We start from the raw sequence: 13,993 nt of genomic DNA, 5'->3' as shown, positions 1-13,993 counted from the left end.
TTAAGCCATCTCTTAAAACAATACCTGCCCGGCAAGATGACCTATTCCCATCGACGAAAGCATCGCCAGGGTGCTCCAGAAAGTAATTCTGCCGATCGCCCTGACAGGGGAGGCTCTGCTGACAATTGAAGATATATAGCCAAGAGCGGCCAGTGAAAAAAGGGAGGAGAGAATAACAAAGAGAAAAACCAGCGTTGCTGGAGAAAGCCATGCAACGACTAAAGGCAACGTTGCGCCAGCGGAAAAGCTCAGCGCCGAGAAAACGGCAGCCTGCAGGGGGCGCGCAGAATTGGTATCCGTCAGTCCCAGCTCCTCGCGGGCATGCGTGTCCAGAGCATCTTTCACCATGAGTTGTTCGGCAACCTTTTGGGCAAGCTCTGGCTCGAGTCCGCGTTGCACATAAAGTAAAGTCAGCTCGCGTACTTCTCCCTGATAATCTGTTTCCAGTTCCCTCTTTTCCTGAGCGAGAGCCGCGTTTTCCGTGTCGGCCTGAGATGAGACGGAAACATATTCCCCCGCAGCCATCGACATCGCCCCCGCGACCAGCCCGGCAATGCCCGCAAGTAAAACCCCGGAAGAGCCCGTATTAGCCGACGCAACGCCAAGAACAAGACTCGCTGTCGAAACAATACCATCGTTAGCCCCGAGTACAGCAGCCCTCAACCATCCGACGCGTTCAATGCTGTGTCGTTCAAGATGCATGCTTTTATTCTCCTTTAAGTACGACTGTTGAGCCTGCCGGGATGAGGATGGAATAAGACGGATTAAAACAGAGAACGCTTCGCACATCGGCGCCGACCGCGGTACATTACATTCTTCTCTGATTTGGCTTCAACCCCCACCATCATACTTATGCGTGCCGGATGTTGTCAGCCGCAGCGAACCCTGCTTTCATAGCAAATCAAATGGGCATAAAACGCAACAAGGTTTTTTCACGTAGATTCCGCCTTGATAAATGCCCCCGCAGTGCCCCTGCAGGTAAAAGCAGGGATTTAACTTTCTGATTTTGAGTGAGATTTAATGAAAAAGCTGTTTGTGCAGTTTTACCTCCTGCTGTTCGTCTGCTTCCTGGTCATGACCATGATGGTGGGCCTGGTGTACAAATTCACCGCCGAACGCGCAGGACGTCAGTCGCTGGACGATCTGATGAAAAGTTCGCTGTATCTGATGCGCAGCGAGCTGCGGGAGATCCCGCCGCGCGACTGGAGCAAAACGCTCAAAGAGCTGGATCTCAATCTCTCTTTCGATCTGCATATCGAGCCCATCAGCAAATTCAAGCTCTCGGAAAACTCGATGCAGCATCTGCGCGCCGGTGATATCGTCGCCCTCGACGATCAGTACACCTTTATCCAGCGGATCCCGCGCAGCCACTACGTGCTTTCCGTCGGTCCGGTGCCGTATCTCTATTTTTTGCATGAGATGCGCCTGCTCGATCTGGCCCTGATGGCTTTTATCGCCATCTCGCTGGCCTTTCCGGTCTTTATCTGGATGCGTCCTCACTGGCAGGAGATGCTGCGTATTGAGACCGCCGCCCAGCGCTTCGGCGATGGACATCTTACTGAACGTATTCATTTCGACAGCATGTCCAGCTTCGCGCGGCTGGGGGTGGCGTTTAATCAGATGGCCGATAACATCAACGCGCTTATCGCCAGCAAAAAACAGCTGATCGATGGCATCGCCCATGAGCTGCGGACCCCGCTGGTGCGTCTGCGCTATCGCCTGGAAATGAGCGAGAACCTCACCGAAGCCGAATCGCAGGCGTTGAACCGCGATATCGGCCAGCTGGAGGCGCTGATTGAAGAACTTCTGACCTACGCCCGGCTTGATCGCCCGCAGAACGAACTGAAGCTAACGACCCCCAATTTCCCGGCGTGGATCCGCGATCACGTGGAAGATATTCAGACGGTTAATCCCCAGCGCGAGATTGCGCTAACCGACGTCGTGGCCGGGAATTACGGCGCGCTGGATATGCGCTTAATGGAACGGGTGCTGGATAATCTGGTGAATAATGCCCTGCGCTACAGTAACCAGCGTATTCAGATCAGCCTGACGCTGCAGGCTTCGCGCGCGACGCTGCGGGTCGAAGATGATGGCCCCGGAATTGCGCCTGATGAACGTGAGCGAGTGTTCGAGCCTTTCGTACGCCTCGACCCGAGCCGCGATCGCGCGACCGGCGGCTGTGGCCTCGGTTTAGCTATCGTCCACAGCATCGCCCAGGCAATGTCCGGGGAAGTGCATTGCGAAGCGAGTTCGCTGGGCGGGGCCTGTTTTTGCTTTAGCTGGCCGGTCTATCATCAGTTGCCGGATTTTACCTCCGCCTGATACGCCTTTGCGCAAAAGCTGAGGCCTGCTATAGTTAAAAAATCGATAAGTATGTTGTAACTAAGGTGGGGAAATATGGCCAGCTATGACCTTGTTGAACGTCTGAACGACACCTTTCGCCAGCTCGAGCATGAACTACAGGCGCTAAAACACGCCCTGAGCCAGTGCCGCCTGCTGGCCGCCCGCGTCTTTGAGCTGCCGCCGGTGAGTAAAGACGCTGAACACCAGCCGCTGGAGAGCATCAACGTGGTTCAGCACACCGGCAAAACCGCGCTGGAGATGGCGCTCAGGCACTATAGTCATCTGTTTATCCAGCAGCAGTCGGAAACCCGCAGCAGCAAAGCCGCCGTGCGTTTACCCGGCGCGATTTGTCTGCAAACTGACGCCCGCGAACAGGCTGAACTCTTAGACAAAATCACCCATATCAACGACCTCAAAGCGCGCTTCGAGAAGATTATCACCGTGGATTCCGGCCTGCCTGCCGCCGCGCGGTTTGAGTGGGTCCATCGCCACCTGCCGGGACTGATTACGCTGAGCGCCTATCGCACGCTAACTCCCCTCCTCGATCCGAGCACCATCCGCTTCGGCTGGGCCAATAAGCACGTGATTAAAAATCTCACCCGCGATCGGGTACTCATGCAGCTGGAAAAAAGCCTTCAGTCGCCCCGGGCGGTTCCGCCGTGGACCCGCGAGCAGTGGCAAAGCAAGCTGGAGCGAGAGTATCAGGATATTGCCGCCCTGCCGCAGCGGGCAAAGCTGAAAATAAAGCGGCCGGTGAAGGTGCAGCCCATCGCCAGGGTCTGGTACAGTGGGGAACAAAAACAGGTGCAATACGCCTGTCCGGGACCGATGATTGCGCTGATATCCGGCACGAAAGGCGTCAGCGTGCCGGACCTCGGTGAACTCCTGAACTATGACGCCGATAACGTGCAGTATCGCTACAAACCGCAGGCGCAGTCGCTCAGGCTACTGATTCCGCGGCTGCACCTGTGGCTGGCTAGCGAGTAGACATACTGCCCACCATCTCTTCCGGGCGTACCCAGCGGTCAAACTCGGCTTCCGTCAGGTAGCCGAGCGCCAGCGCCGACGCTTTCAGGGTTAACCCCTCTTTATGGGCCTTTTTGGCAATTTCCGCCGCTTTGTCATAGCCGATATGGGTATTCAGCGCGGTCACCAGCATCAGCGACTCATTCAGCAACTGGCTGATGCGTTCACGGTTCGGCTCAATGCCTTCTGCGCAGTGCTCGTTAAAGCTCGCCATCCCGTCAGCCAGCAGCCGCACCGATTGCAGGAAGTTGTGGATCACCATCGGGCGATAGACGTTGAGCTCAAAGTTGCCCGATGCACCGCCGATATTCACCGCGACATCGTTGCCCATCACCTGACAGCACAGCATGGTCAGGGCTTCGCACTGAGTCGGGTTCACCTTGCCCGGCATAATCGACGAACCCGGTTCATTTTCCGGGATCGCAATTTCGCCAATCCCGCAGCGCGGGCCGGAGGCCAGCCAGCGCACATCGTTGGCAATTTTCATCAGCGACGCGGCCAGCCCTTTCAGCGCCCCGTGCGCGTGCACCAGCGCATCAACGGTCGCCAGCGCTTCAAACTTGTTCGGCGCGGTGACAAACGGCTGGCCGCTTAAGGCCGCCAGCTCGGCGGCGACGCGTACCGCATATTCCGGATGGGTATTGAGCCCGGTTCCCACCGCCGTCCCGCCCAGCGCCAGCTCGGCCAGATGCGGCAGGCTATGGTCGAGATGTTTTAAATTGTGTTCCAGCATGGCTACCCAGCCAGAGATCTCCTGACCGAGGGTCAGCGGCGTCGCATCCTGCAGATGGGTGCGGCCGATTTTGACAATATCGCTGAAGGCAACGGCTTTATTGTTCAGGGTCTGCTTCAGCACGTTGAGCTGCGGGATCAGCTTCTCCCGCAGGGCAATCATCGCCGCCACGTGCATCGCCGTCGGGAACACGTCGTTAGAGCTCTGGCTCTTGTTGACATCATCGTTGGGGTGAATCTTACGCTCCATCCCGCGCGGACCGCCCAGCAGTTCACTCGCGCGATTGGCCAGTACCTCATTCATATTCATGTTGCTTTGCGTGCCGGAGCCGGTTTGCCAGATAGCCAGCGGAAACTCGTCCGGATGTTTGCCTGCCAGCACTTCGTCTGCAGCCTGAATAATCGCTTGCGCTTTCTCCGCGGCCAGAAGGCCGAGATCGTTATTCACCTTCGCCGCTGCGCGCTTGGTCAGCGCCAGCGCATAAATAAGCTCGGCCGGCATTTTTTCCGTTGAAATACGAAAATGCTCCAGCGAGCGCTGGGTTTGCGCGCCCCATAGCTTGTCGGCAGGCACATCGATGGCGCCCATTGAGTCTTTTTCACTGCGATGCGTTGTCATGACTTTCTCCTTGGATTCAACGTGCGTAATAGCGACAAAGCTCACCTGCTCAAGGGTAAAGTATGGGTCAGATTTATAAGTTGTTTTGGTGGTTCGTGCCGCTAAGCGGCATAAAAAAACCGCCCCGAAGGGCGGCTGAAATCATTTCACGCAGCGGGTGCACTGCGAGCTCTGGATTTGCTGGAAGAAGTCGTTGCCTTTGTCATCCACGAGGATAAACGCCGGGAAGTCTTCGACTTCAATTTTCCAGATGGCTTCCATACCCAGCTCCGGGTACGCCACGCACTCAAGGCTGCGGATACTCTGCTGCGCCAGTACCGCCGCCGGGCCGCCGATGCTGCCGAGGTAGAAACCGCCGTGTTTGTGGCAGGCGTCGGTCACCTGCTGGCTGCGGTTGCCTTTGGCTAACATGATTTTACTCGCCCCGTGCGCCTGCAGCAGGTCGACGTAGGAGTCCATGCGGCCAGCGGTCGTCGGGCCAAGGGAGCCGGACGCGTAGCCATCGGGCGTTTTCGCCGGGCCCGCGTAGTAGATCGGGTGGTCTTTGACGTACTGCGGCAACGCCTCACCGCTGTCGATGAGCTCTTTCAGCTTCGCGTGGGCGATATCGCGGGCCACGATAATCGTCCCGCTCAGCGACAGGCGGGTCGACACCGGGTACTGCGACAGCAGCGCCAGAATATCGCTCATCGGCTGGTTGAGGTTGACCTTGACCGCCTCACCCTCGCCGGCCTGACGAAGATGCTCGGGAATATATTTGCCCGGATTGCTCTCCAGTTTCTCAATCCAGATCCCCTGACGGTTGATCTTGGCTTTGATATTGCGATCCGCCGAGCAGGAGACCCCCATGCCCACCGGGCAAGAGGCGCCGTGGCGCGGCAGGCGGATGACGCGGATATCGTGGGCGAAGTATTTGCCGCCGAACTGCGCGCCGAGACCAAGGTTTTGCGCCTCCACCAGCAGTTCCTGTTCCAGCTGAATATCGCGGAAGGCCTGACCGTGTTCGTTGCCTTCGGTCGGCAGGCCGTCGTAGTACTTGGTTGAGGCCAGCTTAACGGTTTTCAGGGTGGACTCCGCCGAGGTGCCGCCAATGACGAAAGCAATATGGTACGGCGGGCAGGCGGCGGTTCCCAGAGTGCGCATCTTTTCGACGAGATAGTTTTTCAGCTTCGCCGGGGTAATTAACGCTTTGGTTTCCTGGTACAGGTAGGTTTTATTCGCCGAGCCGCCGCCTTTGGCGATGCAGAGGAATTTGTACTCCTCGCCGTCGGTGGCGTAAAGATCGATCTGCGCAGGCAGGTTAGTGCCGGTGTTGACCTCTTTATACATATCCAGCGGCGCGTTCTGCGAATAGCGCAGGTTATCCTGGATATAGGTGTTATAAACGCCCTGCGCCAGCGCGGCTTCATCGCCGCCGCCGGTCCACACGCGCTGGCCTTTTTTGCCGGTAATAATCGCGGTACCGGTATCCTGGCAGGTCGGCAGCACGCCTTTGGCGGCGATATCCGAGTTGCGCAGAAACTGCAGCGCCACGTACTTATCGTTTTCGCTGGCTTCCGGGTCGTTGAGAATATCGGCCACCTGCTGCTGGTGCGCCGGGCGAAGCATAAAGGAGGCGTCGTGGAAAGCGTGTTGTGCCAGTAAAGTTAGCGCCTGAGGTTCAACTTTCAGAACTTCCTGGCCGGCGAATTCGGCGACGGAGACGTAATCACTGCTGAGGAGGTAGTACTCGGTATCGTCCTTTTTCAGTGGAAAAGGATCCTGATATACAAACGGTTTATTCGACATTGTGCTCTCACTTACTGCTTAGCTGATTATATTTCAGGCAGACACTCCATTTGCCCGTGGAAAAGCGAGTCGATCGATTTTACACAATTTTTTAACAAAAACTGAGACAAGGACGACTTTTTCTTCGCGCCGGTTGCTTATCGGTCGATTGCTGGTTTAATAGTGCCATGACTATTAAGTGGAAACAGGGATTGAGAATGCAAAAGCTCATTAACTCAGTGCAAAACTACGCCTGGGGAAGCCATACCGCCTTAACCGAACTTTATGGGATTGCTAACCCGGACAACCTGCCGATGGCGGAGCTTTGGATGGGCGCCCATCCCAAGAGCAGCTCGCAGATTGTGGATAATAGCGGGACACCGCGCTCTCTGCGCGACGCGATCGAAAGCGATAAAGCAACCCTGCTTGGCGCGAAAGTCGCCGAGCGTTTTGGCGAACTGCCGTTCCTGTTCAAAGTCCTGTGCGCCGCGCAGCCGCTCTCTATCCAGGTGCACCCCAACAAGCAGGCCTCGGAAATCGGTTTTGCCAAAGAGAACGCTGCCGGGATCCCGCTTGATGCCGCCGAACGTAACTATAAAGATCCGAACCACAAGCCGGAGCTGGTTTTCGCCTTAACGCCGTTCCTCGCCATGAACGCCTTCCGCGAGTTTGCCGAGATCGTCACCCTGCTGCAGCCGGTTGCCGATGCGCATCCGGCGATTGCCCAGTTCCTTGCGCAGCCTGACGCCGGGCATCTGAGCCAGCTGTTCGCCAGCCTGCTGAATATGAAAGGGGATGAAAAAGCGCACGCCTTACGGGTGCTGCAGGCGGCGCTGGACAGCGAGCAGGGTGAGCCCTGGCAGACTATCCGCCTGATCGCCGAGTTCTACCCGGACGATAGCGGCCTCTTCTCTCCGCTGCTGCTCAACGTAGTCAAACTGAATCCCGGTGAGGCGATGTTCCTGTTTGCGGAAACCCCGCACGCCTACCTGCAGGGCGTGGCGCTGGAGGTGATGGCCAACTCTGACAACGTGCTTCGCGCGGGCCTGACGCCGAAATATATCGATATTCCGGAACTGGTGGCGAACGTCAAATTTGAGCCAAAACCCGCGGGCCAACTGCTGACCCAGCCGGTGATTCACGGCGCGGAGCTGGACTTCCCCATCCCGGTTGACGATTTTGCCTTCTCGCTGCACGACCTGTCGACGCAGCCGTCAACCATCGCCCAACAGAGCGCGGCGATCCTGTTCTGCGTCGAGGGCGAAGCGGTCATCGCCAAAGACGAGCAGAGCCTGACGCTGAAGCCGGGTGAATCCGCGTTTATCGGCTGTAATGAATCACCGGTGCAGGTCAGCGGCCACGGCCGCGTGGCGCGCGTGTTTAATAAGCTCCAGTAAGTTACTGAACTTTTTAGCCACAGTTGCTAGACTTTCACCCATCATGACAACACAACCAGGCGGCCCGATCCGCCTGGTTTCATTTATGGACAAATGCTATGAAAAAATCGCTGGTCGCAGCAGGAGTTATCATTGCGCTGGGCGTCGTCTGGACGGGCGGCGCGTGGTATACGGGGAAGCAGTTGGAAAGCCGCATTGCCGATATGGTGCAGCAGGCTAATGCTCAGCTGCAAAGCAGCGCGCCGCAGGCTGGCGTGGAGCTGACGTATCAGGGCTATCAGCGCGGACTGTTCCGCAGCTATTTACAGCTGGTGCTGAAGCCCGCTGCCGGCAAAGCGCCCCGCTGGCTTGCCGCCGGACAGTCGCTGGTGTTTGATGAAGTCGTCGATCACGGCCCTTTCCCGCTGGCTTCGCTCAAATCCTTTAACCTCGCCCCGGCGATGGCGTCGGTCAAAACCACCCTGACCAATAACGATGCCAGCAAGGCGCTGTTCGACATCGCTAAAGGCGAAACGCCGTTCACCATTGATACCCGTATCGCTTATAGCGGCGACAACACATCCGCTATTGTGCTCAATCCGCTTGATTACGCAAAAGGCGATGAGAAGGTGGCCTTCAGCGGCGGACAGTTCCAGCTGGACGCTGACCGCGAAGGGAAAACCCTCAGCCTGAGCGGCGAAGCCGGTAGCGGGCAGATTAACGCGGTTAACGAGTACAACCAGAAAGTTCAGCTCACCTTTAATAACCTGAAAACCGACGGCTCTACCGAAATGGCCAGCTTCAACGAGCGTATCGGTAAACAGGCTATCTCGCTGGACAAGCTGGCGATTGGCGTTGAAGGCAAAGAGCTGGCGCTGTTCGAAGGGATGAAAATTGACGGCAATTCGTCGCTGACTGCCGACGGTAAAGGTATTAACAGCCAGCTGGACTACACGGTCAACAGCCTCAAGCTGCAAAATCAGGATATCGGCAGCGGCCGGCTGACGCTGAAGCTGGACAACATTAATGGCGAAGCCTTCCATCAGTTCAGCCAAAAATACAACGCTGAAGCGCAGGCGCTGATGGCGGATCCGCAGCTGGCGCAGAATCCTGAGCTCTATCAGCAGGCGTTAACGCAAACCTTCTTTAGCGCGCTGCCGATGATGCTGAAAGGGAGCCCGTCCCTGACCATTTCGCCGCTGAGCTGGCGCAATGCGAAGGGGGAAACCACCCTGAATCTTTCGATTCTGCTGAAAGACCCGTCGCTGACCACCACCCCGCCGCAGACGCTGGCGGATGAAGTGGATCGCAGCGTTAAATCGCTCGACGGTAAGCTGGTGATCCCGGTGGATATGGCAACGGCGTTTATGACCCAGATTGCCGGGCTGGAAGGCTATCAGCCCGCCGACGCCGCTAAGCTTGCGGATCAGCAGGTGAAAGGCCTGGCGGCGATGGGGCAGATGTTCCGCATCACCACCATGGAAGATAACGCCATTACCTCAAGTCTGCAGTACGCTGACGGCCAGGTTACGCTGAACGGACAGAAAATGCCGCTGGATGAGTTTGCCGGAATGTTCGGTTTAGCGCTTCCCGCCGTCTCTGAACCCGCAGCGCCGCAGGAAACTCAGCCGCAAGATGACGCGCCGCAAGACGTGGTGCCACCCGCCGCGCCGCAGCAATAAACGGCAAATAGCCCCTGTGCAGGGGCTATTTTCGGGTAATCAGCCGGGGAGAAATAATCTGGTTTCTCGCCGCGCCCTGTCCCTCTTCCATACGCCGTAAAATACACTCCGCGAGGCTTTGTCCCAGCTCCCGGGCGGGCGTCGTCACCCAGGTCAGCGGCAGATCGTCCAGCGCCTCCTCGGGTAACTCCGCAAAGGCCGCCAGCGCGACCCGCTGTTCAAAATAGCTTTCGACGCCAGCTTCGCCGCTCTGCCGCCCGGCGCGCATCAGCCCAAACCACGCCCCGGTGGCAATCACGCTGTTGTAGCACAGCACCGCACTGATCGTTGGGTTTTGCCGCAGCAGCGCCGCCATCGCCTCTGCCGCCTGCTTCTGGCTCGACTCGCACTCCAGCACCCACTCGCTATGAAACGGCAGGCCATACTTCAGCAGGGTGGCGCAGTAGCCGCCTACCCGTTCAGCGCGCGTCAGGGACGAGCTCTGCCCTCCCAGCCAGGCAATGCGCTGATGGCCGCGGCGGATCAGGTGCTCGGTGACAATCTGCGCCGCCTGCATATTATCCGGGCGGATCAGGTCGACATCGTCGAGATAGCTGGCGCGGGAAGCAAACACCAGCGGCATTCCAGCTTGCGCCGCGCGATCGCGCAGCTCCGCCCCCTGGTCGATCGCCCCGGCAATCACCACGCCGTCGACCCCTTGCGCCACCAGGGTATCAAAACGCTGGAGCATTTTTTCACCGCTGTGCCCCCCCTGGGTGAGAAACACCATTCTGCCCTGCGACTCAAGCGCGTCGGTCAATCCGGCGGTCATCTCCGCGTAGAAAGGCTTCGATAAGTCGCTGACGATCAGGCCAATAACGCCGCTCTGGCCGCCGCGCAGCGACGCCGCCTGGCGGTTGCGCACGAAACCCAGCTGTTCAATGGCATGATTGACGCGCTCGCCGGTGGCCGACGAAATACGCCCCTTGCCGCTCAGCACCAGCGATACCGTACTGACCGACACGCCCGCCGCCTGGGCGACATCATTAATGGTGATTTTTTTCGCGATAGCCATAACTGCAGGCCGACTCCCTTTGGCTGTCGATAAAACGTTTTATCAAGATACTCTCTTTATAAACGTTATTATCGCCGGAATATGTGATTTTTATCGCACTAAAATTTGATAAAACGTTTTATCTTTCCGTGGCGTTACATCCTACCGATAACTTAAAGAACCAGGATTCGTGTTATGACGGCGAAAACAGCAACCAAAATTACCCTGTGGGAGTTTTTCCAGCAGTTAGGGAAAACCTTCATGTTACCCGTGGCGTTGCTCTCCTTTTGCGGGATCATGCTGGGGATCGGCAGCTCTCTGAGCAGCCATGATGTCCTGACGCTCCTGCCGTGGCTGGACGTGCCGCTGCTGCAGGCCGTATTTATCTGGATGGGCAAAGTCGGCTCCTTCGCCTTCAGCTTTCTGCCGGTGATGTTCTGTATCGCCATTCCGCTAGGACTGGCCCGGGAAAACAAAGGCGTCGCCGCGTTTGCCGGTTTTGTCGGCTATGCCGTGATGAATCTGGCGGTTAACTTCTGGCTGACGGCCAAAGGCATTCTGCCGACCACCGATGCCGCCGTCCTCAAAGCGAACAACATCCAGAATATTATCGGCATTCAATCGATCGACACCGGGATCCTCGGCGCGGTGATCGCCGGGATCATCGTCTGGATGCTGCATGAGCATTTTCACAATATCCGCCTGCCCGACGCGCTGGCCTTTTTTGGCGGCACCCGCTTTGTACCGATTATCACGACCGTGGTTCTCGGCCTGGTCGGTCTGGTCATTCCGCTGATCTGGCCCGTCTTCGCCATGGGGATCAATGCCCTCGGCCACGTCATCAATAGCGCGGGAGATTTCGGACCGATGATTTTCGGTACCGGAGAGCGCCTGCTGCTGCCTTTCGGCCTGCACCATATTCTGGTGGCGCTGATCCGCTTTACCGAGGCGGGGGGAACCATGGACGTTTGCGGCCATAGCGTCAGCGGCGCGCTGACGATTTTCCAGGCCCAGCTCAGTTGCCCAACCACCCACGGCTTCTCCGAAAGCGCGACCCGTTTCCTCTCGCAAGGCAAAATGCCGGCCTTCCTCGGCGGCCTGCCGGGAGCGGCGCTGGCAATGTACCACTGCGCTCGCCCGGAAAACCGCCATAAAATTAAGGGGCTGCTGATTTCCGGCGTTATCGCCTGCGTGGTAGGCGGCACGACCGAGCCGCTGGAATTTTTATTCCTGTTCGTCGCCCCGGTGCTGTACGTTATCCACGCGCTCCTCACCGGACTGGGCTTTACCATGATGGCCATTCTGGGCGTGACTATCGGCAACACCGACGGCAACGTTATCGACTTTGTGGTGTTCGGCATTCTGCACGGTCTGTCAACCAAGTGGTATCTGGTACCGGTGGTCGCGGCCATCTGGTTTGCGGTTTACTACGGTATCTTCCGTTTCGCTATCACCCGTTTTAACCTGAAAACCCCGGGACGCGATATTGAAACCAATAGCGCTTTCGAAAAGGCCGTCACCGGCGTGACCGGAAAATCAGGCTACAACGTTCCGGCGATTCTGGCCGCGCTCGGCGGCGCGGAAAATATCGTTTCGCTCGATAACTGCATAACCCGCCTGCGTCTGTCGGTTAACGACATGAGCAAAGTCGACAGCGCCGCGCTGAAAGCGAATCGCGCCATCGGCGTGGTGCAGCTTAACCAGCACAACCTGCAGGTGGTGATTGGCCCGCAGGTGCAGTCGGTGAAAGATGAAATGGCTGTCCTGATGAATACCGTTGAGGCATAGGCTCCGCCCCCCTCCGTACAGGAGGGGGACATGATGAAGGAAGTGCAGATGTTTGATTTTTCAACGCCGGTCGACCGTCACGGCACCTGGTGCACACAGTGGGATTACGTCGCCGACCGTTTTGGCGCAGCCGACCTGCTGCCCTTTACGATCTCCGACATGGATTTCGCCACCGCCCCCTGCATCATCGATGCCGTCAGCAAACGCCTGGCGCACGGCGTTTTTGGCTACAGCCGCTGGAAAAACGATGAATTCCTCGGCGCGGTGAGCCACTGGTTCGCCAGCCGTTTTCATAGCCCAATCGACCGCGAAGCAATTGTTTACGGGCCGTCGGTTATCTATATGGTGGCGGAGATGATTCGTCAGTGGTCGGCAGCGGGTGACGGTATTGTGGTACACACTCCGGCCTACGATGCCTTTTATAAAACCATTGAAGGCAACCAGCGGCGCGTCGCGGCGGTTCCGCTCTCCCTCGACAACCATCAGTGGCGCTGCGATATGGCGCAGCTGGAACGGGTACTGGCTCAGCCGCGTAATACCGTGCTGCTGCTGTGCAGTCCGCATAACCCCACCGGCAAGGTATGGACCCGCGAAGAGCTGGAAACCATGGCACGGCTGTGCGAGAAGCACGGCGTAAAGGTAATTAGCGACGAGATCCACATGGACATGGTGTGGGACGAACACCAGCACACCCCGTGGTGCGAGGTGGCGCGCAGCCCCTGGGCACTGTTCACCTCCGGATCGAAAAGCTTCAACATTCCGGCGTTTACCGGCGCATACGGGCTGATTGACGATCCCGCGGCGCGCGAAAGCTATTTGCACGCGCTTAAGGCCCGCGATGGCCTCTCTTCCCCTTCCGTACCGGCGCTGGTGGCGCATATCGCCGCCTATCGCGAGGGCGCCGCCTGGCTGGATGCCCTGCGCGGCTATCTGCAGGAGAATATGCGCTACATCGCGCGCGAACTGAATCAGGCGTTTCCCGAGCTAAACTGGCAGCCGCCGCAGGCGACTTACCTGGCGTGGATTGACCTGCGCCCGCTGGCGGTGGACGATCGCGCCCTGCAAAAAGCACTTATTGAGGAACAGAAGGTCGCCATTATGCCAGGGGACACCTACGGCGATGAGGGTAAGGGTTTTGTCCGCCTGAATGCAGGCTGCCCGCGCGAGAAGCTGGAAAAAGGCGTGCAGGGATTAATTGCTGCCCTGGGCTCGCTGCGCTAACTGTTTTCGCTGGTCGCCAACGCGGTAGCGGCCTGTCCGCTACCGCTGACTCTCCGCTCACTCATCCGTCCTCCCGGCACAATAAAACGATATTTTGACGAGACTCAAAAAACGCTATTTCACAAAGGTGTATTTAAATGCCGTTTTTAATTCCCGTCAAAATATTCACCAGGAGGAAAAAATATGAACACCTACGATCGTAACCGTAACGCTATCGCTACCGGCAGCATGGTTATGGTGGCCGACAGCGGCGCGACGGGCGTCATCAAAGCCATCCACGCCGAGGGTAAAACGGCGGAGCAGCTCCGCCGGGCGGACTGTGTGGAAATAGACGGACATCAGGGGTTATATTGCCCGCTAAACCTTATTCGCCTGGGCTTTAATTAATCACAATATCCGTCATCAA

At 57.6% G+C, this 13,993-nt stretch carries 11 protein-coding genes; 7 read left to right on the top strand and 4 right to left on the bottom strand.

All coding sequences use genetic code 11. The features are described from left to right. Positions 1-12: 12 nt before the first annotated feature. On the bottom strand, positions 13-702 hold the full coding sequence (locus HMPREF1144_RS28005) for a VIT family protein (RefSeq protein WP_009654787.1): 690 nt from the start codon (positions 700-702) through the stop codon (positions 13-15). A gap of 318 nt (positions 703-1,020) precedes the next feature. On the opposite strand from HMPREF1144_RS28005, the gene rstB reads away from it, so the two are divergent. Further along, positions 1,021-2,322 carry a two-component system sensor histidine kinase RstB gene (rstB, locus tag HMPREF1144_RS28000; RefSeq protein ID WP_004851395.1) on the top strand — a complete coding sequence of 434 codons (1,302 nt, stop codon included), beginning with the start codon at positions 1,021-1,023 and terminating at the stop codon, positions 2,320-2,322. A 75-nt stretch (positions 2,323-2,397) separates the two neighbouring features. Then, positions 2,398-3,330 (top strand): DNA replication terminus site-binding protein, encoded by a 933-nt coding sequence (tus, locus tag HMPREF1144_RS27995; RefSeq protein WP_009654718.1) that lies wholly within the window; start codon positions 2,398-2,400, stop codon positions 3,328-3,330. Here the strand turns inward: tus and fumC are convergent. Together fumC and fumA are read right to left on the bottom strand one after the other, a co-directional pair. Further along, on the bottom strand, positions 3,320-4,720 hold the full coding sequence (fumC, locus tag HMPREF1144_RS27990) for a class II fumarate hydratase (protein ID WP_004851399.1): 1,401 nt from the start codon (positions 4,718-4,720) through the stop codon (positions 3,320-3,322). The genes tus and fumC overlap by 11 nt on opposite strands. Positions 4,721-4,861: 141 nt before the next feature. After that, on the bottom strand, positions 4,862-6,508 hold the full coding sequence (gene fumA, locus HMPREF1144_RS27985; protein WP_009654773.1) for a class I fumarate hydratase FumA: 1,647 nt from the start codon (positions 6,506-6,508) through the stop codon (positions 4,862-4,864). Positions 6,509-6,705: 197 nt separating this feature from the next. Between fumA and manA the strand changes: the two genes are divergently transcribed. Together manA and HMPREF1144_RS27975 are read left to right on the top strand one after the other, a co-directional pair. Beyond that, the gene (gene manA, locus HMPREF1144_RS27980; protein WP_042928666.1) at positions 6,706-7,884 is read left to right on the top strand and encodes a mannose-6-phosphate isomerase; all 1,179 of its coding nucleotides are present in this window, start codon (positions 6,706-6,708) and stop codon (positions 7,882-7,884) included. Positions 7,885-7,982: 98 nt separating this feature from the next. Then, entirely contained in the window at positions 7,983-9,545 is a 1,563-nt protein-coding gene (locus tag HMPREF1144_RS27975) for a YdgA family protein (protein ID WP_009654706.1), read from the top strand. 25 nt (positions 9,546-9,570) lie between these two features. Here the strand turns inward: HMPREF1144_RS27975 and HMPREF1144_RS27970 are convergent, their stop codons facing one another. Further along, entirely contained in the window at positions 9,571-10,599 is a 1,029-nt protein-coding gene (locus tag HMPREF1144_RS27970) for a Mal regulon transcriptional regulator MalI (protein WP_004851407.1), read from the bottom strand. A gap of 174 nt (positions 10,600-10,773) precedes the next feature. Between HMPREF1144_RS27970 and malX the strand changes: the two genes are divergently transcribed. From malX to ydfZ, 3 genes are all read left to right on the top strand, one after another. Beyond that, a complete protein-coding gene (malX, locus tag HMPREF1144_RS27965) occupies positions 10,774-12,366 on the top strand; it encodes a maltose/glucose-specific PTS transporter subunit IIBC (RefSeq protein ID WP_009654752.1) in 1,593 nt (530 codons plus the stop codon). A 48-nt stretch (positions 12,367-12,414) separates the two neighbouring features. Next, the gene (locus tag HMPREF1144_RS27960; RefSeq protein ID WP_014229581.1) at positions 12,415-13,587 is read left to right on the top strand and encodes a MalY/PatB family protein; all 1,173 of its coding nucleotides are present in this window, start codon (positions 12,415-12,417) and stop codon (positions 13,585-13,587) included. A gap of 183 nt (positions 13,588-13,770) precedes the next feature. Next, positions 13,771-13,974: a putative selenium delivery protein YdfZ gene (gene ydfZ, locus HMPREF1144_RS27955; protein ID WP_004851411.1), complete on the top strand. Its 204-nt coding sequence runs from the start codon at positions 13,771-13,773 to the stop codon at positions 13,972-13,974. The last annotated feature ends 19 nt before the right edge of the window (positions 13,975-13,993 follow it).

The organism is Klebsiella sp. OBRC7, from assembly GCF_000293135.1.
Classification (GTDB): Bacteria; Pseudomonadota; Gammaproteobacteria; order Enterobacterales; family Enterobacteriaceae; genus Klebsiella; species Klebsiella michiganensis.
The sequence above is the reverse complement of the archived record's forward strand: the minus strand, read 5'-3'. Positions and strand labels throughout refer to the sequence as shown.